24 protein-coding genes are annotated in these 23,992 nt (G+C 70.7%); 13 read left to right on the top strand and 11 right to left on the bottom strand.

The window, feature by feature from the left end; translation table 11 throughout:
* Positions 1–354: 354 nt before the first annotated feature.
* On the bottom strand, positions 355–2,346 hold the full coding sequence (locus ITJ57_RS16855; protein ID WP_194671155.1) for an aldo/keto reductase: 1,992 nt from the start codon (positions 2,344–2,346) through the stop codon (positions 355–357).
* A gap of 93 nt (positions 2,347–2,439) precedes the next feature.
* Here ITJ57_RS16855 and ITJ57_RS16850 point away from each other — a divergent pair, with 93 nt between their 5' ends.
* The 3 genes from ITJ57_RS16850 (at position 2,440) to msrA (ending at position 4,941) form a co-directional block, all read left to right on the top strand.
* The gene (locus ITJ57_RS16850; RefSeq protein ID WP_194671154.1) at positions 2,440–3,543 is read left to right on the top strand and encodes a LacI family DNA-binding transcriptional regulator; all 1,104 of its coding nucleotides are present in this window, start codon (positions 2,440–2,442) and stop codon (positions 3,541–3,543) included.
* Positions 3,544–3,597: 54 nt separating this feature from the next.
* Positions 3,598–4,245 (top strand): MOSC domain-containing protein, encoded by a 648-nt coding sequence (locus ITJ57_RS16845; RefSeq protein ID WP_194671153.1) that lies wholly within the window; start codon positions 3,598–3,600, stop codon positions 4,243–4,245.
* 147 nt (positions 4,246–4,392) lie between these two features.
* The gene (msrA, locus tag ITJ57_RS16840) at positions 4,393–4,941 is read left to right on the top strand and encodes a peptide-methionine (S)-S-oxide reductase MsrA (protein ID WP_194671152.1); all 549 of its coding nucleotides are present in this window, start codon (positions 4,393–4,395) and stop codon (positions 4,939–4,941) included.
* 72 nt (positions 4,942–5,013) lie between these two features.
* On the opposite strand, the gene ITJ57_RS16835 is transcribed toward msrA, so the two are convergent.
* On the bottom strand, positions 5,014–5,232 hold the full coding sequence (locus ITJ57_RS16835) for a hypothetical protein (RefSeq protein WP_194671151.1): 219 nt from the start codon (positions 5,230–5,232) through the stop codon (positions 5,014–5,016).
* A 207-nt stretch (positions 5,233–5,439) separates the two neighbouring features.
* On the opposite strand from ITJ57_RS16835, the gene ITJ57_RS16830 reads away from it, so the two are divergent.
* The 6 genes from ITJ57_RS16830 to ITJ57_RS16805 all read left to right on the top strand — a co-directional run bounded on the left by ITJ57_RS16830 (position 5,440) and on the right by ITJ57_RS16805 (position 11,107).
* Positions 5,440–5,661: a hypothetical protein gene (locus ITJ57_RS16830; protein ID WP_194671150.1), complete on the top strand. Its 222-nt coding sequence runs from the start codon at positions 5,440–5,442 to the stop codon at positions 5,659–5,661.
* 102 nt (positions 5,662–5,763) lie between these two features.
* Positions 5,764–6,459, top strand: a complete 696-nt coding sequence (locus tag ITJ57_RS16825) for an LON peptidase substrate-binding domain-containing protein (RefSeq protein WP_228507315.1) — start codon at positions 5,764–5,766, stop codon at positions 6,457–6,459.
* Between the two features lie 224 nt (positions 6,460–6,683).
* Entirely contained in the window at positions 6,684–7,655 is a 972-nt protein-coding gene (locus ITJ57_RS16820) for a sugar phosphate isomerase/epimerase (RefSeq protein WP_194671149.1), read from the top strand.
* Positions 7,656–7,680: 25 nt separating this feature from the next.
* The gene (locus tag ITJ57_RS16815) at positions 7,681–8,634 is read left to right on the top strand and encodes a 3-hydroxyacyl-CoA dehydrogenase family protein (protein ID WP_056776820.1); all 954 of its coding nucleotides are present in this window, start codon (positions 7,681–7,683) and stop codon (positions 8,632–8,634) included.
* Positions 8,635–8,696: 62 nt separating this feature from the next.
* On the top strand, positions 8,697–9,470 hold the full coding sequence (locus ITJ57_RS16810; RefSeq protein ID WP_194671148.1) for an SDR family NAD(P)-dependent oxidoreductase: 774 nt from the start codon (positions 8,697–8,699) through the stop codon (positions 9,468–9,470).
* 266 nt (positions 9,471–9,736) lie between these two features.
* Positions 9,737–11,107, top strand: a complete 1,371-nt coding sequence (locus ITJ57_RS16805; RefSeq protein ID WP_228507313.1) for an MFS transporter — start codon at positions 9,737–9,739, stop codon at positions 11,105–11,107.
* Between the two features lie 171 nt (positions 11,108–11,278).
* Here the strand turns inward: ITJ57_RS16805 and ITJ57_RS19880 are convergent, their stop codons facing one another.
* The 5 genes from ITJ57_RS19880 to ITJ57_RS16780 all read right to left on the bottom strand — a co-directional run bounded on the left by ITJ57_RS19880 (position 11,279) and on the right by ITJ57_RS16780 (position 16,232).
* Positions 11,279–11,992, bottom strand: coding sequence for a GntR family transcriptional regulator (locus ITJ57_RS19880; protein ID WP_370582469.1), 714 nt, complete (start codon positions 11,990–11,992; stop codon positions 11,279–11,281).
* A 102-nt stretch (positions 11,993–12,094) separates the two neighbouring features.
* Positions 12,095–12,904, bottom strand: coding sequence for a triose-phosphate isomerase family protein (locus ITJ57_RS16795; RefSeq protein ID WP_194671147.1), 810 nt, complete (start codon positions 12,902–12,904; stop codon positions 12,095–12,097).
* Entirely contained in the window at positions 12,904–13,365 is a 462-nt protein-coding gene (locus ITJ57_RS16790; RefSeq protein ID WP_056013815.1) for a ribose-5-phosphate isomerase, read from the bottom strand. The genes ITJ57_RS16795 and ITJ57_RS16790 overlap by 1 nt, the downstream gene beginning before the upstream one ends.
* Before the next feature lie 97 nt (positions 13,366–13,462).
* A complete protein-coding gene (locus ITJ57_RS16785) occupies positions 13,463–15,193 on the bottom strand; it encodes a dihydroxyacetone kinase family protein (RefSeq protein ID WP_194671146.1) in 1,731 nt (576 codons plus the stop codon).
* Positions 15,194–15,458: 265 nt separating this feature from the next.
* On the bottom strand, positions 15,459–16,232 hold the full coding sequence (locus tag ITJ57_RS16780; RefSeq protein ID WP_194671145.1) for a GNAT family N-acetyltransferase: 774 nt from the start codon (positions 16,230–16,232) through the stop codon (positions 15,459–15,461).
* Between the two features lie 110 nt (positions 16,233–16,342).
* On the opposite strand from ITJ57_RS16780, the gene ITJ57_RS16775 reads away from it, so the two are divergent.
* Both ITJ57_RS16775 and ITJ57_RS16770 read left to right on the top strand, forming a co-directional pair.
* Positions 16,343–17,134: a response regulator transcription factor gene (locus ITJ57_RS16775; protein WP_370582468.1), complete on the top strand. Its 792-nt coding sequence runs from the start codon at positions 16,343–16,345 to the stop codon at positions 17,132–17,134.
* Entirely contained in the window at positions 17,131–18,765 is a 1,635-nt protein-coding gene (locus ITJ57_RS16770; RefSeq protein ID WP_194671144.1) for a cell wall metabolism sensor histidine kinase WalK, read from the top strand. Before ITJ57_RS16775 ends, ITJ57_RS16770 begins: the two co-directional genes overlap by 4 nt.
* 122 nt (positions 18,766–18,887) lie before the next feature.
* Here ITJ57_RS16770 and ITJ57_RS16765 read toward each other — a convergent pair whose 3' ends face one another.
* From ITJ57_RS16765 to ITJ57_RS16755, 3 genes are all read right to left on the bottom strand, one after another.
* Positions 18,888–19,526, bottom strand: coding sequence for a GntR family transcriptional regulator (locus ITJ57_RS16765; protein WP_194671143.1), 639 nt, complete (start codon positions 19,524–19,526; stop codon positions 18,888–18,890).
* Positions 19,523–20,506 carry a DMT family transporter gene (locus ITJ57_RS16760; RefSeq protein ID WP_194671142.1) on the bottom strand — a complete coding sequence of 328 codons (984 nt, stop codon included), beginning with the start codon at positions 20,504–20,506 and terminating at the stop codon, positions 19,523–19,525. Before ITJ57_RS16760 ends, ITJ57_RS16765 begins: the two co-directional genes overlap by 4 nt.
* 110 nt (positions 20,507–20,616) lie before the next feature.
* Entirely contained in the window at positions 20,617–21,081 is a 465-nt protein-coding gene (locus tag ITJ57_RS16755; protein WP_194671141.1) for a DUF4190 domain-containing protein, read from the bottom strand.
* Between the two features lie 334 nt (positions 21,082–21,415).
* Here ITJ57_RS16755 and ITJ57_RS16750 point away from each other — a divergent pair, with 334 nt between their 5' ends.
* Positions 21,416–22,693 (top strand): CDP-alcohol phosphatidyltransferase family protein, encoded by a 1,278-nt coding sequence (locus ITJ57_RS16750; protein WP_194671140.1) that lies wholly within the window; start codon positions 21,416–21,418, stop codon positions 22,691–22,693.
* Positions 22,694–22,772: 79 nt separating this feature from the next.
* On the top strand, positions 22,773–23,459 hold the full coding sequence (locus ITJ57_RS16745) for an HAD family phosphatase (protein WP_194671139.1): 687 nt from the start codon (positions 22,773–22,775) through the stop codon (positions 23,457–23,459).
* Here ITJ57_RS16745 and ITJ57_RS16740 read toward each other — a convergent pair.
* Positions 23,456–23,947, bottom strand: a complete 492-nt coding sequence (locus ITJ57_RS16740) for a DUF1622 domain-containing protein (RefSeq protein ID WP_194671138.1) — start codon at positions 23,945–23,947, stop codon at positions 23,456–23,458. The genes ITJ57_RS16745 and ITJ57_RS16740 overlap by 4 nt on opposite strands.
* Between the last annotated feature and the right edge of the window lie 45 nt (positions 23,948–23,992).

Below are 23,992 nucleotides of genomic sequence, written 5' to 3'. Positions count from 1 at the left end.
GCGCGGTGCGCTGACGTGACACGTCGCGACTCGGCGTGAGCGCACCCCACACGCGTGGGCGCGGGTCTCCGGAGACCCGCGCTCACGCCCACGACCCGCGGTGAGGCCCAGCGCGCCGCGCTGGCGCCGGGTCACGCGTGGTCGCGCCCCGCACCCCGCGCTCGGATCAGCGCGGTGCGCTGACGTGAGATGGAGTGACTCGGCGTGGGCGCGTCCCGCACGACTGAGCGCGGGTCTCTGGAGACCCGCGCTCACGCCCATGAACCGCGGTGACGTCAGCGCACCGCGCTGGCGCCCCGCCACAGACCCGCGCTCGCGTCAGCGCACCGCGCTGGCACCACCCGAGGGACCCGCTCAGACGCGGAGGTCGAGCCAGGCGACCTGCTCCGGCGTCAGCTGCAAGGACAGGGCATCGGTCGACGAGCGGGTCTCCTCGATCGACCGCGGCCCGATGAGCGCGAAGGTCGGGAAGTCCTGCGCCAGCACGTACGCCAGGGCGATCGCCGTCGGCGCGACACCGAGCTCCGAACCGAGCTGACGGGCACGGGCCAAGCGCTCGAAGTTGTCGTCGCTGTAGTAGCAGCGCACGAGGTCGGGATCGGACAGGTCCTCGGGCTCGGCACGGCCCGTGAAGAACCCGCGAGCCTGCGACGACCACGGCAGCAACGGCGTCTTCGTCTCCTCGAGCCAGGCGCGGCTGGTCGGGTCGGTCACCTCCACGCAACCCGCCCACGGCACGTCGAGCGCCCGAGCGAGACCGAAGTGGTTGCTCAGCGCCGCGAAGCCGCGCTTCCCGTGTGCTGCGGCGTACGCGTTCGCCTCCTCGAACCGCTCGATCGACCAGTTCGACCCGCCGAAGGCGCGGATGCGGCCGGCCTCGGCGTGCTCGTTCAGCACGTCGACGAACTCGCCGACCGGCACCTCCGGGTTGTCTCGGTGCATGAGGTACAGGTCGAGGTGGTCGGTTCCGAGCCGCTCGAGGCTCTCGAACAGCTGACGTGAGATCGACTCGGGATCGCAGAACGGCGTGTGCGCACCCTTCCCGATCACGACGACGTCGTCGCGGACGCCACGGTTCGCGAGCCACCGCCCGAGGAGCTGCTCCTGGAGGCCGTCGCCGTAGAGCCAGGCGGTGTCGAAGGCGTTACCGCCGCGCTCGAAGAAGTCGTCGAACATCGCGGAGGCCTGCGGCAGGGTCTCCTGGTTGTCGACGCCCATGACCAGTCGCGAGATGTCGTGGTCGATGCCGGCGATCCGACCGGTGGGCATCGGCAGTTCGGCACGCACGGTGAGCGGGCGGCCGGAGCCGGTCGGGACGTCCGTTTCGATCGACTCGAAGGGGTACTCGAGGCCGATCGCGGCGCGCCAGCGATCGAGGGTGGCGGCGTTGCCGATCGAGTCGGCCCAGCGCATCTGCGGCGCCTGTCCGGCATCGGCGAACTCGGCGAGAGCGTCGGCCTGGATGGCGTACTGGGGCGCTCCGGGGATCAGGATCGACTCGGTGCCCGTGACGGTGCGGACCTCGATCGTCGAGCCGTCCTCGACGGAGGGCAGCCACGGGTCGGCGACGATGAGCTGACCGGCCGACCCCGTGACGACGACACGGTTGTCGTCCTGCACGCGGACACCGCTCGTGACGTGCGCGGTGATGCCGGAGGGGAAGACGAGGGACGCGCTGGCCCACTCGTCGACGCCGGTCGAACCGATGGTCCCGGTGCCGGTGACCTCCGTCGGGTCGGCGAAGGGTGCGCCAACGGCGGCACCGGCGATGAGGCGCGCGATCGAGACGGGGTACCCGCCGACGTCGAGGATGCCGCCGCCGGCGAGGTCCGGGTTCATGAGTCGGTGGTCGGCGGGCAGGTCCGCGGCGAAGGCGAAGGAGGCTTCGACGTGCTGGACCTCGCCGATGGTGCCCGAGGACACCAGCTCGATGAGCTTGGCCGTCTGCGGGTGGAAGCGGTACATGAACGCCTCGGCGAGGTAGACCCCGGCGCGGCGGGCGGTCTCCACGGCGAGCATCGCTCCGGCGCGGTTCACCGAGAGCGGCTTCTCGCTGATGATGTGCTTGCCGGCCTCGGCGGCTTCGATGACGAGCCGGACGTGCTCGGTGTGCGGGGTCGCGATGTACACGGCGTCGACGTCCGGGTCTGCCAGGAGCTCGGCGACGGAGCCGTAGGCGCGGACGGGTGCCGTACCGTCGCCGAAGCGATCGCCGAAGTCCTGCGCGCGTGCGGCATCGCGACTGGCGACGGCCGCGAGGCGCCCAGTGCGACTCTCGCGCAGTTGCGTCGCGAAGCGCTCCGCGATGGTTCCGGGTCCGATGATTCCCCAGGCGACGTGTTCCATGTGGTGATGCTCCTCGACGTTGATCGGCGGTTCTGTGGTCCTCGTGAACGCTACCGTGAACGTTCACGGCGATGGTATCAGTACGATGTGTCCATGACCAGACCCCGCGACGATCAGGCTCCCGCGCGAGCGACGATCATCGACGTCGCCCGGGTCGCCGGGGTCTCCAGGCAGACCGTGACCCGGTCGCTCAACGGCATGCGCGACGTCAGCGAGGCCACCAGGCAGCGCGTCATCGAGGTCGCGGCGTCACTCAACTACCGACCGAACCGGGCTGCGCAGCATCTCGTCAGCGGGCGCACGACGACCCTCGGTCTCGTCGTCGACGACCTGCGGAACCCCTACTACCCGGAACTCGCCGCGGCGCTCGTGCAGCAGGCCGCCGAGCGCGGGTGGACCGTGTTGGTCGCCGAGGTCGGGGGAGCGGGCGTCGCCTCGGGTGAGCGATCGGCCGCGGCGGATCGAGGGCCGGAGCTCCCCGACGCCGAACGCGCGCAGCTTGCCGAACTCGCGAGACAGGTCGACGCGGTCGTCGGACGCAACGGCGCCGACCACGGAGCCCTGCAGGGGGCGTTCGCGGCCATCCCCTTCGTGTCCCTCGGCGACCAGCGCGCCCGTGAGCACGACGATCACGCTGCGGCGGGGGAATCGGCTGCGGCACCGGTGGCCGGCGTCGACATCGACTTCGACGACGGCATCCGTCAGGCCATCGCCCACTTCACAGCCACCGGTCGGCGCTCCATCGCGATGATCGACGCCTCGGCCGAGCCGTCCGGGCGCCGCCTCGCCTACCGGGCGTTCCTCGCGGAGCACGACCTGCCCTGGTCGGAGGCCTCGGAGACGTGGGCGGACGACACCCACCAGGGCGGTGTCGCCGCGGCCCTCCGCTGTCGCGACGCCTTCCCCGAGGTCGACGCGGTCCTCGTCTTCAACGACGTCATGGCGGTCGGGGTGCTCAAGGGGTTCGCGCGCGCCGGGGTCCGCGTGCCGGAGGACGTCGCGGTGATCGGCATCGACGGCCTCGATCTCGGTCGATTCGTCACCCCGGAGCTGACGAGCGTCGCCGTCGACAAGCGCGACCTCGCCCGACTGAGCCTGGAGCTGCTCGACGGCATGATGTCCGGCGCGCTCCCGCTGACGGGGCCGACGGTCCGGCGGACGGTGGGCGTCTCGCTCGTCGTGCGCGAGTCCGCCTGAGGTCTGCCGGGCGCCGTGCCGCTGCCGGTGGCGAGGACACGGCAGACTGGTCCCATGCCTGAACTCCTCGCCCTCTGCCGTGTCGAAGCCCTGCACATGGACGACGGGTCGATCGGCGTCACCGCCATCGACAAGCGCGCGGTCGAGGAGCCGCTCCACGTCCGGCCCATGGGGCTCTACGGCGACGTGCAGGCCGACCGCAAGCACCACGGCGGCCTCACCAAGGCGCTCTACGCCTACGCCGAGGAGGACGCGCGGTTCTGGGAGGGCGAGCTCGGTCGTGAGATCACCCCCGGGCTGTTCGGCGAGAACCTCCGCACGCAGGGGCTCGATGTGAACGGCGCCGAGATCGGCGAACGCTGGCGCATCGGCGACACCCTCGTCGTCGAGGTGACGTGCCCGCGCACCCCGTGCGGCACGTTCCAGCGCCGGCTCCGCGAGCCGCGCTGGGTGAAGCGCTTCGCCGACGCCGCCCGGCCCGGTGCCTACCTCAAAGTCGTCAAGAGCGGGACGGTGCAGGCGGGCGACGCGATCGAGATCGTCCGGCAGCCCGGCCACGGGGTGACCATCGCCTCCTGGTTCGCCGCGGCCGACGAGGCCCAGGCCGTCACGCTCGAACAGTCGGAGCGCGCGGGCGCCGTTGCGCTGGCCCCCGAGATCCACGAATCGATCAAGCAGCTTCGTCGCAAGGCGAACCTCTGAGAACGGCCGCCTCCGCGCACCTGGGGGACTCCTGAGTGCAACCCCCGCGCGGAACAGTCCGGAAGCACCTGCTGTTGCATACCATGGAGCCGAAGACCGGAGCACGCGGGGACCCCGCACGGTGCTCGGCACGAAGGAGGAGTCACGATGAGTGCAGCAGACGAGCAGGGCAGGACCACCGAGCGCGCCGTCCTGGCCGGCGGATGTTTCTGGGGCATGGAAGACCTCGTCCGCAAGATGCCCGGCGTCATCTCAACGCGTGTCGGCTACAGCGGCGGCGACGTCCCGAACGCCACCTACCGGAACCACGGCACCCACGCGGAGGCGCTCGAGGTCGTGTTCGACCCGAGCCGGCTGTCCTTCCGTGAGCTCCTGGAGTTCTTCTTCCAGATCCACGACCCGTCGACGAAGAACCGTCAGGGCAACGACGTCGGTCTGAGCTACCGTTCGGCGATCTTCTTCACCTCGCCCGAGCAGGAGCGCGTCGCACGCGACACCATCGCCGATGTCGACGCCTCCGGGCTGTGGCCGGCCAAGGTCGTCACCGAGGTCGAGCCGGTGTCCGAGTTCTGGGAGGCCGAGCCCGAGCACCAGGACTACCTGGAGCGCATCCCGTGGGGCTACACCTGCCACTTCGTGCGCCCGGGCTGGAAGCTCCCGCGTCGTGAGGCGGCCACGGAGCAGGCCACCGCGTAGTCTCCATCGCAGCGCCCGGCACCACTGGTGTCGGGCGCTGTGCGGTGCCCGGGGTGCTCCAGGCCTGGTGGGTCAGACGCCGTCAGCTCGAGAGGAGTTGACCGCGTCGGAGGCGAGCCTCGGTGCGAACCGGGGGTCGAAGGTCAGCGGCGGATCGTCGGGAGAGGCGAGCGACGGCTTGCCCAGACGCACCCACTCCAGGTACTGGAGGTAGGGATCGGACCCGGCATCGACCGGCGCATCGACGATGCGCTTGCGTCCCCACGGCCACTTCCACCCCACGATCAGCATCCTACGGACGGTTCCTGAAGATCCGCGCACCATCGCGCCACGATCTCGCAACGATGTCCTCGGGGGCCTCGACCGGCGCCGGCTGGGGGAGTTGTCCAAGCCGCGCTCGGCTGTCATGATGAACCCCGGCGGAGATAGCTAGACAGTCGAGGTATCGTGAACCACATGTCTCGTCCCGATCCCGCATCCGTCGAGAGAGGGCGTTCCATGGACTCCGCCGACGGGCCGACCCCCGACCTCCGACGAGCGTGGGTCGAACAGCTCGCGGCCGACCGCTTCGGGGTGTTCATCGGCGACCGTCGCATCGGGTTCATCGACGTCGACGGGCCGCTCCACGTCGCCCTCCGCGGAACCGAATACGACACGGCCGTCGAGGTCGACCGCGCCATCCGCTTCGACCAGGCGCTACGTGCCCTCCTCGCCGCCTGAGTCCGCTCCGGCGTCCGGCGGCTATGATCGCAGGACGATTCGGGCAGGACGCCGGGGAAGCTCCGGCAGCGCCGCCGGTCGACGGGACGAAGGGACGCTGACATGACCGACCCCCTCAGTCCCGAGCCCTGGGCCTCAGGACTCCCCGTCCTCGAACTCCCGATGTTCCCGCTCGGCTCCGTGCTGTTCCCGCACATGCCGCTCGCGCTCCGGCTGTTCGAGGAGCGCTACCTCACGATGCTCGCCCACCTCCTCGAAGCGGAGGACCCGGCGTTCGGCGTGGTGCTCATCGAGCGCGGCCGGGAGACGGGTGGCGGCGAACACCGCTTCCGGACGGGCACGGTCGCCGAGATCGTCGAGGTCGACGGCGGCGAGGGGTTCGTCGCGGTGATCGCCGAGGGTGGTCAGCGTTTCGAGGTCACCGACTGGTTGCCCGACGACCCGTATCCACGTGCCGAGATCCGAACGCTCGACGACCTGGAGTGGGACGACCGGTTCGAGTCGCTGCGCGGCGAGACCGAGGCGGCCGTCCGTCGCTCGCTCGCGGTGGCGAGTGAGTTCAGTGAGCAGCAGTGGGCTTCGGTGGTCGAGCTCGCCGACGACCCGCTCGAGTCGTCATGGCAGCTCGCGGGCATCGCGCCCGTGAGCGAGCTCGACCAGATGCGGTTCCTCTCGGCAGGCTCCCTCGAGGAGTTGCTGCTCGCGGTGCGCGATCGCGCGACCGAGGCCGGCGAGGCGTTCATCGCGGGCGGCATCGCCGACGCGGACGACGAGGACTGGGACATCCTCGACAGCTGAGGCGGCCGCACCTCGACAAGCTCGGTGACCGGGTTGGGCTCGGTGACCGGTTCGGGCTCGGTGACCCCGGAACCCGGCGGTCGGCGGGGTCGTCAGCACGACCGGTCACAGAGCCTGTCGAGGTGCTCTTGCGTATTCCCGGAAACGGTTTACTATTTCCTATAGGATCTTTTTCACCGGGAGCATCACCCCCGGGCAGCAATCCCTGAGCGCAATGGAGCATCATGACGGATACGAACGCGACCGCATCGCCGAACCCGGCGTCGTCGAAGACCACCTGGACCGCTGAGACCTGGCCCATCGCCACCTGCCTCCACGGCATCCCGCCGGTCGACCGCAATGGCGTCTCGCTGCACGACGCCGAGCCGGAAGCCTGGGACGACCTCTTCGCGCAGGTCGCCGGCGTCGGCTTCACCCTCGCCGAGCTGCCGGACAGCCACGTGCGCCCGGCCGACCTCGAGCCCTCGCGTCGTGACGAGTTCCTCGCCATCGCGAAGTCGCACGGCGTCGGTGTCCCCTCCGTCCACCTGCAGCGCCAGAGCGTCATCATGCCCGGCCACGAGGAGCGCAACCTCGAGTACGCGCACCGCACCATCGACGCCGCTGCGGAGTGGGGCATGCGGGTCTTCTCCACCGGCCTGCACCAGCCCTTCAGCGAGGCGCAGCGGAAGGCGCTCTGGTTCTGGACGGCGCAGGGGCCGAAGGACCCCGACGACCCGGAGGTCTGGAACGCCGCCGTCAGCCGCATCCGCGAGCTCGGCAAGCACGCCGCGGACGTCGGGCTGCCCCTCGCCCTCGAGCTGTACGAGGACACCTACCTCGGCACCGCCGACAGCGCGGTCCGGTTCGTGGAGGAGGTCGGCCTTGACAACGTGGGCCTGAACCCCGACGTCGCGAACCTCATCCGCCTGCACCGCCCCGTCGAGGATTGGCGCGAGCTGTTCGCCAAGACCCTGCCGTACGCCAACTACATGCACGTGAAGAACTACACGCGTGACGAGGCGGCCGACGGCAGCTGGGCGACGTCCGTCCCCTCCACCATGGAGGCCGGCCTCATCAACTACCGCCAGGTCTTCCGCGACGCCGTCGAACTCGGCTTCAACGGCATCATCCTGGCCGAGCACTACGGCGGCGACAGCCTCGGCATGTGTTCCACCAACCAGAAGTACATCAGGACCCTGCTGCCGCAGGCCTGACCGAAACGATCACAGGAGCAACCCCATGACTGCACACACCATCGCCGTCGTCGGATCGGGTTACATGGGCGGCGGCATCGCCCAGGTGCTCGCACTGTCCGGCGCCACCGTCCGCATCGCCGACATCTCTGAGGAGATCGCGCGCAAGAACTACGACCGCCTCATCGCCGAGGCCGAGCAGTTCGTCGCCGACGGCCTCTTCCCCGCCGACGCCGTCGAGCGGATCCGCGCGAACGTCTCGCCGGCCGCGTCCATCGAGGAGGCCGTGACCGGTGCCGACTTCATCGAGGAGGCCGTCCCAGAGAAGATCGAGATCAAGCACGAGACCCTCCGCCGCATCAGTGCGGCTGCCTCGCCCGACGCGATCATCGGTTCGAACACCTCGACCATCCTCATCGGCTCGCTCGCCGAGGCCGTCACGAACCCGGAACGGTTCCTCGGCGTCCACTTCTCGAACCCGGCACCGTTCATCCCGGGCGTCGAGCTGATCCCCCACGAGACCACCGCCGACGCGGCGATCGCGACCGTCGAGGAGATCGTCGCCGCCACCGGCAAGGAGACCGCCCGGGTCAAGGACTCCACCGGCTTCGTGCTCAACCGCCTGCAGTACGCCCTGTTCCACGAGGCGACGCAGCTCGTCGAGGAAGGCGTCGCGACGGCGGAGGACATCGACACCATCGTGCGCACGACGTTCGGTTTCCGGCTGCCCGTCTTCGGGCCGTTCGCGATCGCCGACATGGCCGGGCTCGACGTGTACTCGTTCTGCTACGCCTCGCTCCAGACCCGCTGGCCCGAGCGCTTCGCCACGCCGGACTCCCTCAAGGAGCTCGTCGACGCCGGCAAGTTCGGCACCAAGTCCGGAGCCGGCTACCTCGACGTGCCCGCCGACCGCACGCCGGAACTCATCGCCTACCGCAACAAGGCCTACGTCGCGATCAAGCAGCTCATGGACGAGCTCGGGCCGGCCCCCATCCACTGAGCAGGCCGTCCGGTCCAGCCGGACACCGCAGCCCTCGACCCCCTCACGCAGAAAGGCCGGCCATGACCGCCACCACGTTCCCCGAGTCCAAGACCGTCGTCCTCACCGGGGCGGCTTCCCCGCGCGGCATCGGGCGCGCGTCCGCCCACCACCTCGCCGAGCTGGGGTGGAACATCGGGATCATCGACCTCGACAAGGCGGCCGCGCAAGCCGTCGCCGCGGAGATCGCGGAGCAGCACGGTGTGCAGGCGGCCGGCGCCGGCGCGAACGTCGCCGACGAGGCGCAGGTGCGTGCCGCGTTCGACGCCCTCGAGGCAGCCCTCCCGCAGCTCGTCGCGCTCGTCAACCTCGCCGGTGTGGCCTCGCCAGTGCCGTACCTCGAGGTGAGCGCGGACGAGTGGAAGCGCGTCATCGACATCAACCTCAACGGCGTCCACTACACGACCCGTCGTGCCGTGGAGTCGATGGTGGCGAACGGCGTCGGGCGCGTCGTCAGCCTGTCGTCCGTCTCCGCCCAGCGCGGCGGCGGCACGTTCAGCAAGACGGCCTACTCGGCGGCGAAGGCCGGCGTCATCGGCTTCACCCGCAGCGTCGCGCGCGAACTCGGTCACGACGGCATCACCGTCAACGCCATCTCGCCCGGCCCCATCGACACCGACATCATGGGCGGCACCCTGACGGAGGAGCGCAAGACGGCGATGGCCGCCGACGGCGTCCTCCCGCGTATCGGCACCCCGCGCGACATCGCCGCCGCGATCGCCTACCTCATCAGTGAGGACGCCGGCTTCGTCACCGGCCAGACGCTGAACGTCGACGGCGGCCTCTACATGCACTGAGTCGTCTCCCGCACCGAGCCGGCCGCCCCGATCCCGGGTGCGGCCGGTGCACGCACCACCCCGCACCACGAGCGAACGGAGCAGCACCATGCAGCACCTCACCGGTCAGTGGACCAAGTCTCGGCTGATCTTCCTCGGTCTCGGCATCGTCTTCGTCGGCATCGGCCTCTGGATGATCATCCCGTCACTGGTCTCCTGACCACCTCACGCAGCAGCAGCAGTACCAGCAGCACCCACCCGCACCAGTCATCTCAAAGGAGAGTGTCTTGTCCACACCCAATCCGCCGGCGATCGGATCGACCAACGATCCGGCCCTGAAGTCGGCGATCCGCAAGGCGTCGAAGCACCTGATGCCCATGCTCGTCATCCTGTACTTCGTCGCGTTCCTCGACCGCACGAACGTCGGATTCGCCGAAGAGGCGCTCAGCGTCGACCGAGGCATCTCCAACGGCGCCTTCGCCCTCGGTGCCGGCATCTTCTTCATCGGCTACGCGATCTTCGAGATCCCCAGCAACCTGTTGCTGAAGAAGTTCGGCGCCCGCTTCTGGCTCGCCCGCATCGCGGTGACCTGGGGCATCGTGGCGGCCCTGTTCGCGTTCACCACGGGCGACACGATGTTCATCATCCTGCGGTTCCTGTTGGGCGTGACCGAGGCCGGTCTCTTCCCGGGCGTCATCATGTTCCTGTCGGAGTGGTTCCCCAACAAGGTCCGTGTCCAGATGTTCTCGATCTTCTACCTGGCGCAGCCGTTCTCGCAGATGCTCGGAGCCCCGCTCAGCGGTGGCCTCATCAGCTTCGGGGACGCCCTGACCCCGTGGCACGGCTGGCAGGTGATGTTCTTCGCCGAGGGCATGCTCGCGGTCCTCGCCGGACTCGCGGCGCTCTACTTCCTCACCAACTCGCCACAACAGGCGAAGTGGCTGAACCAGTCGGAGAAGGACTCGTTGACGGCCGCGATGGAACGCGAGGACACCGTGAGGCAGTCGGACGGCCCGACCGGCATCGTGAAGGCGATGACGAGCTGGAAGGTGTGGTACTTCACCATCATCTACTTCTGCCTCCAGATCGCGGTCTACGGGACGACCTTCTACCTGCCGCAGCAGGTCTCCAACCTCATCGGTCAGGACGTCGGCTGGCAGGTCGGTCTCGTGGCGGCCATCCCGTGGCTCGTGGGTCTGTTCGCGTGCTACTACGTGGGCCGCAACGCGAACACCGTCGTCCGCCGCCGCACCTGGGGAACGATGTTCTACATCTCGACCGGTGTCTTCATCCTGGCCTCGGCCTGGGCCGGCGCGAACAACCAGCCGTTCCTCGGCATCCTGTTCATCACGATCGCCGTGGCGAGCTTCCTCTCGGTCGGGCCGATCACGTGGGCCTACCCGACGGCGTTCCTCACCGGAACCGCTGCAGCGGCCGGCATCGGCCTCATCAACTCGCTCGGTAACCTCGGCGGCTTCGTGGCGCCGATCATGCGCACCGGGATCAACGAGAGCGTCCCGACCGACAGCGGCGCGTGGGGCGTGGTGTCGCTCGGTGTGTTCGCGTTCCTCGCGGCGGCGATGCTGTACTGCACGAGGTACTTCCGCGGGGCGAAGGCGGACGATCTGCTCGAGACGACGGCGAACCGTACGCACTAGTCACGAGGCAGCACCCGGACGGGGTCGATCGCTCACGCGGTCGGCCCCGTTTCGCGCGCCCTTCGACAAGCTCAGGGACCGGGGCAGGGTGGCTCAGGGACCGGGCGGGGCAGGGTGGCTCAGGGACCGGGCGGGGCAGGGTGGCTGAGGGACCGGGCGGGGCAGGGTGGCTCAGTGCTCGGCGTCGCTCCGGGCGCGCATCCGGACGAGCTCGATGTGGGAGCGCATGGCGGCCGCGGCGGCCTCCGGCCCCTCGGAGAAGGCGTCGAGGATCGCCCGGTGCTCGACCACGGCCTGGTCGGCGTCGGTGACGCCCGTCTCCACCGTCTGGCGCATGCGGTGCACGCGGGTCGAGATGCCCTCGGACATGTCGAGGAGGAACGGGTTGCGGGTGCCTTCGAAGATGAGGTGGTGGAAGTTCCAGTCGACCGCGAAGTACTCCCGCAGGAGGGCGACAGGGATCTCGCCGGTCGACGCCGATGCCCGCACCCTGGCGGTCATCTCGACGTGTCGGGCGAGGGCGACCTCGAGTGCTGGGACGAGGTCGTCGGCCTGGGCTGCGGCGAGGGCGGTCGCGCCGCTCTCGAGCACGATGCGTGCGTCGAACAGCGACTCGAGCTGGTCGTCGGCGAGGGGCGGGGCGACGCGGTAGCCCTTGTGCGTGACGCGGGTGACGAGGCCCGTGCGCTCCAGCTGGACGAGCGCTTCGCGGACGGGCGTCGGGGAGACGTCGAGGTCGCGGGCGATGGCGTCGATCGACAGCCGGGCGCCGGGCTCGATGCCCGAGCTGAGGAGCATGTCGAGCACGAGCTCGTAGACCCGGTCGCGGAGCCCGCGGCGTTCGAGCGAGGAGGAGGCGCCGAGCGGGAAGACGGCATCAACCACGGCGGTCTCCGAAATGTGTGCTCGGGGCGTCGTCACGGAGGGGGACCCCCGGTCGAGCTGCCGCGATGATCGTCGAGGTCCAGTTTACGGGGCCGTCAGGCGTCATCGCGGCAGGTCGGCGTCCGTGCTCCGCAGGGCGGCCGCTTCATCGAGGACGAGCGCGAGCGCCGCCGGGTCGTGGGCGAAGCGACCGAGGAAGAGGCCGTCCACGGCGTCGCCGATGGTGGCCAACAGTCCGGGGCCGGCGCTGCCGCCGTAGATGACGGCCGAGGACGCGCTGACCGCTCTTTGCTCGGCGAGCGCGTCGAGATGGCCGCGGAGCCGTGCGCACACCGTCCTGATGTGGTCGGGGGCGGCGGGCTCGGCGGCGCCGATGGCCCAGTGCGGCTCGTAGGCGACGATGACCCGCCCGACGATCCCCGCGGCCACCGCTCCGGCGAGGGCGTCGTCGAGTTGGTCGATGCATGAGGCGGCCGCGTCCTCCGGGGCCTCCTGAGTGGCCTCGCCGATGCACAGCACGGGAGCGAGCCCGTTGCGGAGGGCGGCGGTGGTCTTCGCTCGGACGACGTCGGGCGTCTCGCCGAACAGTCGACGACGCTCGGCGTGCCCGACCTCGACGACCTCGCAGCCGACCTCGCGGAGCGCCGCGCCGCTGACCTCGCCCGTGAACGCACCGGCGTCCTCGGTGGCGAGGTCCTGACCGCCGACGGACGCGACGCCGCGGAGCCGTTCGACCGCTCCGGTCACCGAGAGGTAACCGGGGATGACGAACAGCTCGGCGGCGCCGCTCCGGAGGGCGTGGTGCTCGGCCGTGACCCCCGCGACGGCCGAGCACCAGTCGAGCGTCTGCACGTGGCCGAAGTACATCTTCAGACTCACGCCGACGAGGATGGGGCGGGGGTGGTCGGTCATCAGGAGGCTTCGTACGCGCTGATCTCCTGCACCTTGTCGTTCGACGCGCTGGTGGTGTCGAACTCGTAGGTGAGCCATTCGCGGACGTTGCGGCGGGCCAGCTCGATGCCGACGACGCGCTGGCCCATGCAGAGCACCTGGGCGTCGTTGGAGAGCACGGCGCGTTCGACGGAGAAGCCGTCGTGGGCGGTGACGGCCCGGATGCCCTGGACCTTGTTCGCCGCGATCGCGACGCCGAGGCCCGTGCCGCAGATGAGCAGGGCCCGGTCGGCCTCGCCGCGGGCGACGATCTCTGCGGCCGTCACGGCGACGGTCGGGTAGTTGGTGTGGCCGTCGGCGTCGACCCCGACGTCGACCACGGAGGCGACCAGGTCGCTCGCCTCGAGGTCACGCTTGAGGATCTCCTTGTAGTCGTAGCCGGCGTCATCCGAGCCGATGACGATTCGCCAGGTGCGGGTCATGGTGTGCCTTTCGTGGGTGGCCCTTCGACAAGCTCAGGGACCGGGGTGTCGATTCAGGGACCGGGGATGCCGTTCGAGGGTCGGTGGGTGGGACGGGTCAGTGGTCGGACAGCAGGGCGCCGACGCGTTCGACGATGAGGGCGAGGGAGACGGCTCCGGGGTCCTCGACGCCGACGGCCTTCGAGCCGTGCGAGCGGGCGCGGCCCATGCCGGGCATGAGTCCGGCCGTGTCGTGGGCGGCGGTGGTGGCCACTGCGGCCGCCGTGGCCCAGGCGGTGGGGAGGTCGTCGCCCGCGGTGACCCGTTCGGCGAGGGTGTCGGCGAAGGGCACGAGGGCGTCCACGAGGGTCTTGTCGCCGACGGAGGCCTTGCCGTAGCGCATGACGGCGTCCTTCGCGGCGGTGACGCCCTCGCTGACCGCGGTGGCCGACGGGCGCTCGGTGTCGCCGAGGCGTTCGCCCAGGGTGCGCAGCATGACGCCCCAGAGGGCTCCGGACGTGCCGCCGGCCCGGTCGGACCAGGCGTCGCCCGCTCGGTCGAGCACGGTCGCGACGCCGGCGCCGGCCGCTCGCAGACGTTCGGCCTCCTCGGCGGCTGCGGTCGCCCCCCGGTCCATCCCGATGCCGTGGTCGCCGTCGCCGACGATGGCGTCGAGTCGGCCGAGTTCGTCGGCGTGCTCGGCGATCAGCTCGTGGATGGCCGTGATGGCCGTGGCGACGACGGCTGCGGACTCCTGTGACTCGGCGGACGCCTCCGGAACGACGAACTCGGCGGCTTCGGTGTCCTCGGCGGTCACGGTCTCGAGGGCGCCGGTGTCCACCGCGCCGGTGCGGTAGGCCGGGGTGTCGGCGGGCGCGCTCCACAGCTGTTCGAGCTCTTCATCGACCCACAGCAGCGTCAGGGAGACGCCGGCCATGTCGAAGCTTGTGCAGAATTCACCGACCTGCGGGTCCACGAGGGTGACGCCCGCGTCCTCGAGCAGCGTCGCGACGCGGTCGTAGACGACGAAGAGTTCCTCGGACTTCACCGAGCCGAGGCCGTTGAGGATGGGGACGACGCGCGCGCCGTCCACCGTGACGCCCTCGGGGATCTCGGCGTCGTCGAGCAGGTGCTGCACGAACAGCTCGGCGAGGCCGTCGGCGGACGGGATGTCGGTCTCGTCGATGCCGGGCTCGCCGTGGATGCCGAGCCCGACGGCCATACGCCCTTCCGGGACGGAGAACAGGGGCTCGTCGGCACCAGGCAGGGTGCACCCGGAGAACGCGACGCCCATCGAGCGGGTGCGGGCGTTCGTGAGGATCGCGACGCGCTCGACGTCGTCGATGCGGTAGCCGCTGGAGGCTGCCCCGCCCGCCACCTTGAAGACGGTGAGGTCGCCGGCGATCCCGCGGCGCTTCTGGAGTTCCGTCGGCGGGGCGCTGAAGATGTCGTCGGTCACGGTGACCGTGCGGCAGTCGATGCCGTCGGCGCGCACGGCGTCCTGCGCGGCGGTGAAGTGCAGCACGTCTCCCGCGTAGTTGCCGTAGCTGAGCAGGACGCCTTCGCCCTGTTCGCTCGCGCGGATGACGCTCTCGACCTGGTGGGCCGAGGGGGAGGCGAACAGGTTGCCCATCGCCGCACCGTGGGCGAGGCCGGGGCCGACCAGGCCGGCGAACGCGGGGTAGTGCCCCGACCCGCCGCCGATGACGAGCGCGACCTCGGGCTCGGCGGATCGCGTGGACCGGGAGACGCCACCGGAGACCTTGCGCACCCAACGACCGTTGGCTCGGACGAACCCGTCCACCATCTCATCGGCGAAGTCCGCCGGCCGGTTCCAGAGCCTGGTCATCTGCATCTCCTCGTCATCGAGTCCGTCGATCCGGCACCAGCCGGTACATCGCGATAATCCTATAGGATATTGGAACCGACCGGAACCCTATGGGCGCAACTCAGGAGGCCGCCGGTGCGTCGCCGACGACGGGCGTCGGTCTGCGGCGGCACGCCGAGGCGCTCCTGCGTTGTGAACACGCATCGCCGTCCCGATGGCTGAACCTGCCGGGGCCAGTGTGGGGGAGACACGGCCCCGACAGGTTCGGCGATCGGGACGGCGAGCGTCAGGGGCGACGTGCCGCGCGGTCGTCCCCCTGCGGCATGCCGGCGGCGGCGCGTTCGGCACGGCGAGCGGCGAGCAGGGACGGCGTGATCGCGAAGGTGATGCTCGACGAGCGGCGCCGTGCGTCCTCCCGGAGGAAGCCGAGGCGTTCCGCGAGGGCGATGGACCGGGTGTTCCCGGGTTCGATGACCGCCGTCACCGTCTTCGCCTTGACCTCCGTGAACGCCAGGTCGAGCATCGCGGCCGAGGCCTCGCTCGCGAACCCACGGCCGCCGGCCGCCGGGTCGAACACCCAGCCGATCTCCACCGAGCGCTCGGCCGGCTGCACGTCGCGCAGGTGCAGGGAGACGTCACCCACGAGATACCCGTCCCGCTCCACGGCCAGTGCGAGGAAGTCGCCGGACTGCCACAGGCGACGGTGCCCCATGCGATGACGCAGGTGCTCCAGGGACGCCTGACGGTCGCGCACCGGCCACGGGAGGTGCTCGACGACCTCGGGGGAGGACTGGATGCGGTACCAGGCGTCCGCGTCCTCCAGGCGGTGACGACGCAGGACGAGGCGTTCGGTGCGGATCGGGTGCGCATCGACCGGCGCCTGGATCCGCGGGCCACGCAGGAATCGGGGGCGCGAGACCACCGCAGGGATCAGCGGACGGAGTGCCCGCACGGCCCCACCGAGGGTGACCCGCACGCGCTCCGTGGCTCCCGGCGCGTCACCGAGCCGCCTGCGAGGGCGGGAGGTGTACGGCGTGCCCAGGGGCTCTGCTCGGGTCATGCCCTCCACGGTAGGCACCTCGCTCATGCGCTCGGCCTGAAAAGATATGAGCCCTCTATGAATCGCCGGTCGCTGCGCGTTCCCGCCACCGGACGACGGATAATCGAACCATGCCCTCCGACCTGCCGACGCAGATCGTCGACTCGGGGCGCCGCCGGGCGGTCCTCGCCAAGCTTCCGCGGATGTACCGGGCCGACGGCTCGCCGATCCGTGTCCTCCTCGTCGACGACGAGGCGGTCCTCACCGACCTCGTGAGCCTCGCCCTCGGCTACGAGGGGTGGGTCGTGGACGTCGCCACCAACGGTCGCGAGGCCGTGCAGCGGTACCGCGCCGAGCGACCCGACGTCGTCGTGCTCGACATCATGCTGCCGGACATGGACGGCTTGAGCGTGCTGCGCCAGCTCCGCAGCTTCTCGCAGGGTGAGCCGGAGTCTGGGACGCCGACGCTGTTCCTCACGGCGCGGGACTCCGTGGACGACCGCATCATGGGCCTCACCGCCGGCGGCGACGACTACATGACGAAGCCCTTCTCGCTCGAGGAGCTCGTCGCGCGCCTCCGCGGCCTGCTGCGCCGGACCGCACACGTCGTGTCCGACGACGACTCGCGCATCACGATCGGCGGCCTCTTCCTCGACGAGCGCAGCTACGAGGTCAGCCGCGACGGCGAGCCGGTCGCGCTCACCACCACCGAGTTCGAACTGTTGCGCTACTTCATGCGCAACCCGAAGCGGGTGCTGAGCCGCGCGCAGATCCTCGACCGGGTGTGGAACTACGACTTCGCGGGCAAGGCCAGCATCGTCGACCTCTACGTCTCCTACCTGCGGAAGAAGATCGACGCCGACCGCGCGCCGATGATCCACACCGTCCGCGGTGTCGGATACGTGCTGCGGCCCGTCGAATGAGCACCGGAGCGGTTCCGACTGCGGGCGTCCCGACGTCCCCGCCGAAGCAGCGACACCCGTGGACCCTCCAGCGCCGCCTGGTGACCGGGATCGCCGCCGTCATCGCCGCGGTCCTCGCGGTCTCCGGTGTCTTGACCGTCATCACGGTGGAGGCGTCGGTCACCGAGGTCGTCGACACGCAGCTCACCGGTTCCATGGAAGCCTTCGAGCACTCCGTCGTGAAGTTCCACGACCAGCAGGCTCGTGACGGCGCCGTCGCCGACCCGGACGCGACGCGGGGCGAGCCCGGCTACGTGAAACCGTTCGTCGACTACGTCGGTCACGGTCCGGGGACCCTCATCGCCCTCATCGCCGACGGCCAAGTGGTCGACTCGGCACGGTTCACCCAGTCGAACGCGAAGGCGCTCGATGTCCGCACGCAGGCGCTCATCGAGGAGGCCGCAGCCGCCGGGGGTTCCGAACGGCAGAACATCGGCCTCGGGTCGCTCGGCGGGTACCGGCTCGAGTTCCTCGACCACGGCGACGGCGAGACCCTCGTCGCCGGGGTCTCCCTCGCGACACCTCGCGCGGCCGTGCAGCAGGAGGCGATCGTCATCGCGATCCTCGCCGTCCTCGCCCTCGCCGTCACCATCGTCGGGGCGATCATCGTGGTCCGACTCGCGCTCCGTCCGCTGTCACGCGTCGCCGCAGCCGCAGCCGAGGTCTCGACGCTGCAACTCGAGCGCGGGGACACGGGGATCGACGTGCGCGTGGATCAGGCGGACACCGACCCACGGACGGAGATCGGCAAGGTCGGCGAGGCGCTCAACGGCCTCATCGATCACGTCGACCGGGCGCTCGCCGTGCGCGCGGCCACGGACAAGCGCATGCGGCGTTTCGTCACCGACGCGAGCCATGAGCTGCGGACGCCGCTGGCCGCGATCCAGGGCTACGCGGAGCTCACGCGCCAGGACAGCGAGAACCTCCCGCCGATGACGGAGCACGCCCTCGCCCGCATCGAGTCGGAGGCGACCCGCATGAGTTCGCTCGTGAGCGAGCTGCTCCTGCTCGCGCGGCTCGACGAGGGTCAGGACCTCCACCTCGACGACGTGGACCTGAGCGACCTGGTCGCCGCCGCGGTGAGCGACGCGGCCGTCTCGGCTCCCGGGCACCACTGGTCGGTCGACGTGCCGGAGCGCGCGATCATCGTCCGAGGCGACCGCGAGCGCTTGCACCAGCTGGTCGTCAACCTGCTGTCGAACGCCGCGGTCCACACCCCGGCGGGCACCTCGGTGGTGACGCGGATCGCCGCGCCGAAGAGTGTCGACGAGCCGCAGCGCGCGGCCCTGACGATCGCGGACGACGGCCCCGGCATCGACGAGTCGTTCCTCCCGGAGCTGTTCGACCGCTTCGCGAGGGCGGACTCGTCCCGGTCGCGGGCCGCAGGCAGCACGGGACTCGGCCTGGCGATCGCGCTGTCGATCGCCGAAGGGCACGAAGGGGCGATCGAGGTCGCGTCCTCGCCAGCCGGCACCACGTTCACGGTGACGTTGCCGTGGTCGGGGCCGTCCGACGAGCACCCGGCCGTCCGGTCGTCGGCCGGTGGCGCGGCCGCGGTGCGCCCGGGCGAGGTCTCCTCGGCCCGCCCCTGACCCGTCCCAGCCCTTCGACAGGCTCAGGGGCCGGGGGACCATCGTCCCCACCCGGTCACCGACCCACCCAGCCCGGTCACCGACCCACCCACCCCGGTCACCGAGCTTGTCGAGGTGCGGCCTCAGCCGGCGGTGCAGCGGAGCGCCACGAGTTGCTCGGCCGAGTGCGTCAGGTGCGCGCGCAGTTCCGTCTCGGCGTGGTCCCTCAGCAGTGCGTCGACGAGCCGGTCGTGCTGACTGATGAGTTCCTCCGGTGGGAGGACGCTGCGGAGCTGCACCATGAACAGCCCGAGTTCGGCGAGCAGCCCGGCGTGGGCTTCGAGCAACCTCGGACTGCCCGCGGCGGCCACGATCGCGTGGTGCAGATCGGCGTGGGTCTGTTCGATGCGGCGCTGGTCGTGGGGTCGTGCAGCGCAGGCCCGCCGGAGCGCCTCGTTCGCCGCGATGACCGCGTCCGGTGGTCGCGGTTCGGACGCCGATCGCGTCCGGAGCAGCCGGAGCGCCTCGACCTCGATCGCCGTGCGGTATTCCATGAGGGCCAGGACGTCCGCGTCGCTGAACGACCGCACCCGTGCGCCGCGGTAGGCCTCGAACGTGACGAGCCGTTCGGCCGCGAGCATCTGGAGCGCCGCGCGGACGGTGTGCCGGTTGACGCCGAACCGGGTGGTGAGGGCGGCCTCCCGGAGGGGCTCACCCGCGCCGGGTCGGCCGTCCAGGATGCCTTCTCGCAGCGCGTGCGCAACGGTCTCGACGGCGGTCATCGGATGCCCGGGCGACGGCTCCCGCGCGCCGGCGTCACGAGGATCGCCAGCCCGACGAGCAGGAGCGCGGCACCGACGACGGTGGTCGGTCCGAACGACTCGCCGAGCAGCAGGATGCCCAGCAGGGTGGCCGTCATGGGTTCGAAGAGGGTCAGCGTCGCGACCCGTGATGCGGGCAGTCCGCCGAGCGCGTAGCCGAAGAGGAGGTATCCGGCGAGCGTGTTCACGAGCGCGAGCCAGGCGACCGCGAGCGCTCCGGGGACGGTGGCGATCCAGGCGACCTCGGTGGAGAGCAGCACGGGCAGGGAGACGACCGCGGCCGAGCCGAAGAGGGTCGCCATGGCGCCGAGGGGGCTCCAGCCGTGGTCGATGAGCGCCTTGCTGCAGAGCGTGTAGAGGGCGTACGAGGCACCGGCGCCCACGGAGGCGAGCAGTCCGTCCACGGTGACCTCCCCGACGCCGCCGGTGACGCCGGACAGGACGGCGACGCCGGCGGCCGCGACCGCGGTCGCGAGGAACCAGCGGGCGCTCGGGCGACGTCGACGGATCGCCCATTCGAGGAGTCCGGTGATCGCGGGCGCCGAGCCGAGCGCGGTGAGGGTGCCGATCGCGACGCCGTTGCGTTCCGCGCCGAGGAAGAAGAACGGTTGGTACGCGGCGACGCCGACGGTGCCGAGGACGATCGCCGCGATGAGCGCCGGCCGCCCGAGTGCCGTGACCCGCGGACGAGGCGAGGAAGGTGAGCCGGTGTGGGCCGCCGACGCCCGCTTCGCCGCAATGGCCCACACCACGACGAGTAGAGCGCCACCGAACACGATCCGTGCGGCGCCGAAGGCGACCGAGTCGACCTCGATGGGGAGGAGGGCGTGCACCGTCCCCGTCGTGCCGAAGCACACGGCGGCGAGGATCGCGGCCGCGACCGGGAGGCGCTGCGCCCGGGCTGGAGCGCTCAGGTCGGCCGAGATCGTCGATCGGGTCATGAGGACAGCCTGGCGGAGGATTGTGTAACAATCAACGCCCGAGGTATGGGGTCCGCGCGCGACGACGCCCGCCGACTCGAGGAGGAGGCGGGCGCCGTCGGGTTGTCGGATCAGTTGATGGAGGCGACCATCGAGACGCCGAGCAGCAGGGCGGCACCGGCGGCGACGATCAGGGCCAACGCGAGCATGGTGCCCGAGATGATGACGGCGGTGAGCGCGAAGCCCTTCGACCGCGGTTTGCGGGCCAGGGCGATGATGCCCATGACGAGCGAGGCGATCGGGAGGAGGACGAACGAGGGGGCCACGATCGCCGCGATCGACAGCGCGAACGCGATGATCGACAGCGTCTGCGTGGAGCTCTCGCGGTCGGCCTCCGCGGTGGGTGGCACCGGTGGGACGGCGGCGAGCGCGGTGGTCTGGTTGGTGGGGACCGTCTCGACGGGTGTCGTCGGATCCGGGAGGGGCGTCGTCTGGGCGAGCGGGTCCGTTCCGAACGATTCGGTCGGGGCGTCGGCCAGGGTCACGTCCTCGGCGGGCGAGGTCGTGGGGGACTCGGTGGTGGCTGAGGCGGACATGGGCTTCGTTCCTTCCTCCGCGGTTGCGGAGCTCTTCGGTTGATGCTGCAAGCCTCCTCCGATCGGGTCCGTGGCGGATCGCCCGCGCGCCCGATCTTCCGTCGTCCTGCGGGACCACCCCTGATGCACGGTCCGTGGGTCGGCGGTGCCACGGGCACGTGCCACGGGTGGCTGAGCCCTGCCGCCGGAGATCCCGGTGTGCTCCGTCGGCAGGCGTGCCTCGCTGATCGGCCGCCCGGTCGTCCCGAAGGGGATCGGAGCACCCGGCTCGTCCGTAGACTTGGGCGAGCCGCGCTCCGACCAGGGCGCGGATCGTATTCGTGAACGGGGACCCGTGGACGTCATCGGCTGGGTGGACGGCGCCACGACGGTGTTGCCCGATCCGATGATCTGGCTGGTCGGCCTCCTCTTCGCCGTGGCGGAGTCAGGGCTCTGGCTCGGTCTGCTGGTGCCTGGCGAGCCCGTCGTGCTCCTCCTCTCTGCGATGCTCGACTCCGGCCCTGCCGCGCTCGTCCTGTTCCTCGCCGTCGCCCTCGGTGGATCGCTGGGAGACCACCTCGGCTTCCTCATCGGTCGTCGGAGCGGCGGGCGTCTCCGCGACACGACCGTCGTCCGGCGGCTCGGCGTCGGCGGATGGGACCGCGCGGTCGAGGCGCTCGAGCGGCGCGGAGCCCAGGCCGTCTTCCTCACCCGGCTCGTCCCCGTGCTCCGGTGCCTGACGCCGGCCGCGGCCGGGGTCGCCCGCGTACCGTACCGGTCGTTCCTCCTCGCGTCGGTGCTCGGGTCGCTCCTGTGGTCCGCCGTCTTCGTCGGCGTCGGTTCGCTCGTGCGCGCCGTGCTCGAGGGAGTCCGTCAGTACCTCGGTTCCGCCGGGTGGGTGCTTCTGCTCGCACTCGTCGTCGTGGTGTCGATCGTCGCGATCGTCCGAGCTCGCCGGGGACTCGCGATCCCGGGCGACGAGGCGATGATCCCGGTGACCCTGCACGAGAAGACGCCGATCGCGCGCCTCCGCACCCAGCTCTTCGCGGACGACGACTGGCGCAACCTGCCCAACGCGATCACGGCGGGACGCATCCTCCTGCTCCCCGTCTTCGCAGTCCTCGTCATCACCGGCTCCTCCCTGGCGGCGCTCGTCGTCGGGGCGGTCGTGTTCCTGAGTGACGTCGCCGACGGGCAGATCGCGCGCCGGATGGGGACCGTCTCGGCGCTCGGCACCTGGCTCGACGGCGTCGCCGACCGCTTGACCGTCGTCGTGGTCGCGGCCTCCTTCGCCGTCGCGCAGATCATCCCGTGGCAGGTGTTCGTGGTCATGATCGTGCCCGACCTCCTCCTCGCATTCATCGCGGTCGTCGCGTTCCGCGGGACACCCGAGGTGCCGGTGAGCCTCGCCGGCAAGATCCGCACGGTGTTCCTCTTCGTCGGCTTCTTCGCGCTGCTCACGGGGCTCGCCCTCGGCGGTGGTGATCCGGCGTCGGCGCTGTCCCGCGTATTCGGCGGCATCGGGTTCGTCGCGATCCTCCTCGGGCTCGTCGGGCACTTCGTCGCGGCGACTCAGTATGCGCGACGCATGATCGTCACCTGGCAGCGGCAGGGTGTCGGCGTCTCCCGCTGATCGCCGTCGGTCACGATGCCGGCCGCTTCCCGGAGACGCGCCCGGCGTGGACGCAGGCGGCGTCGTTTAGGCTCGGAGCATGCCAGTCGACTATCCGGACCTCGTCATCTTCGACTGCGACGGCACCCTCGTCGACACGGAACGCATCTCGGTGCGGGTGAACCTGCAGCTCCTCAACGAGGTCGGCGGCGACTACACCGAGGCCGAGGTGCGGGAACTGTTCGTCGGCGCATCGCTCGAGACCTACGCGACGCTCGTCGAAGCACGGCTCGGCAAGCCGTTGGAGGCCGACTGGATCCAACGCTGGAGCGACATGTTCCGCGGCATCTGCGAGCGCGAGCTGGAAGCGGTCGACGGCGTCGTCGACGCGCTCGACGGCATCGCGGCGACCGGGGTGCCGTTGTGCGTCGCCTCGAACGGCATGCTCCACGACGTCGTCCGGAACCTCGGCCAGGTGGGCATCCACGACCGGTTCGCCGGGCGGATCTTCAGCGCGACCGACGTCGCCGTCGGTAAGCCGGCCCCGGACCTCTTCCTGCACGCGGCCGCCGACTTCGACACCGCCCCCGAGCGGTGCGCGGTCGTCGAGGACAGCGTCGTCGGCGTCCTCGCCGCCCGGGCCGCGGGAATGATCGTGTACGCCTACGCCGGTGGCATGACCCCGGCCGAGCGGCTCGTCGGCGACGGCACCCACGTCTTCGACGACATGCGTGAGCTGCCCGACCTCATCCGCGACACCTGGGCGGAAACCGCCGCGACGCGCTAGCCGCGACTGCGGAGTTCCGGGAACCGGCTGTCGTCATCCGGCATGTGCGTTGCTTGGTCGGCGACCGGCGCCGTCACGGGCTGCTCCTCGGTGGACCGCCGTGGCCGCTCGCCGCCGCGCGCGACGGCCTGGCCGAACGCCTGCGGTCCCGTCGTCGCGAGGCGTCTCCAGGGCAGGGTCCCCTCGATCTCGATCTGCAGGGAGAAGCTCAGCAGCGTGCGGATGACGACGATGATCGCCAGCACGAGCGCATCGGTCAGCGACGGGGTCGACGTGACCGTCTTCACGAGGTCGGCGGCCACGAGGATCTCGAGCCCGAGCAGGATCACCGAGCCGATCGTCTCCCGCAGCATCCGGAAGGCCCGCCCGCCGTCGCGGGTGCGGAGCCACAGGCGGGCCGAGAGGGCGACGGCGATCACGAACCCCACGACCATCGCCCCGACACCGGCGACCTCGAAGACGATGGTGACGAGCTCGAAGAAGTCCATGCGCCCATCATCCTCGTCGCCTCGACGGACGGGAAGCGGCACCGA

Source organism: Plantibacter sp. VKM Ac-2880 (assembly GCF_015351235.1).
Classification (GTDB): domain Bacteria; phylum Actinomycetota; class Actinomycetes; order Actinomycetales; family Microbacteriaceae; genus Plantibacter.
The sequence above is the reverse complement of the archived record's forward strand: the minus strand, read 5'-3'. Positions and strand labels throughout refer to the sequence as shown.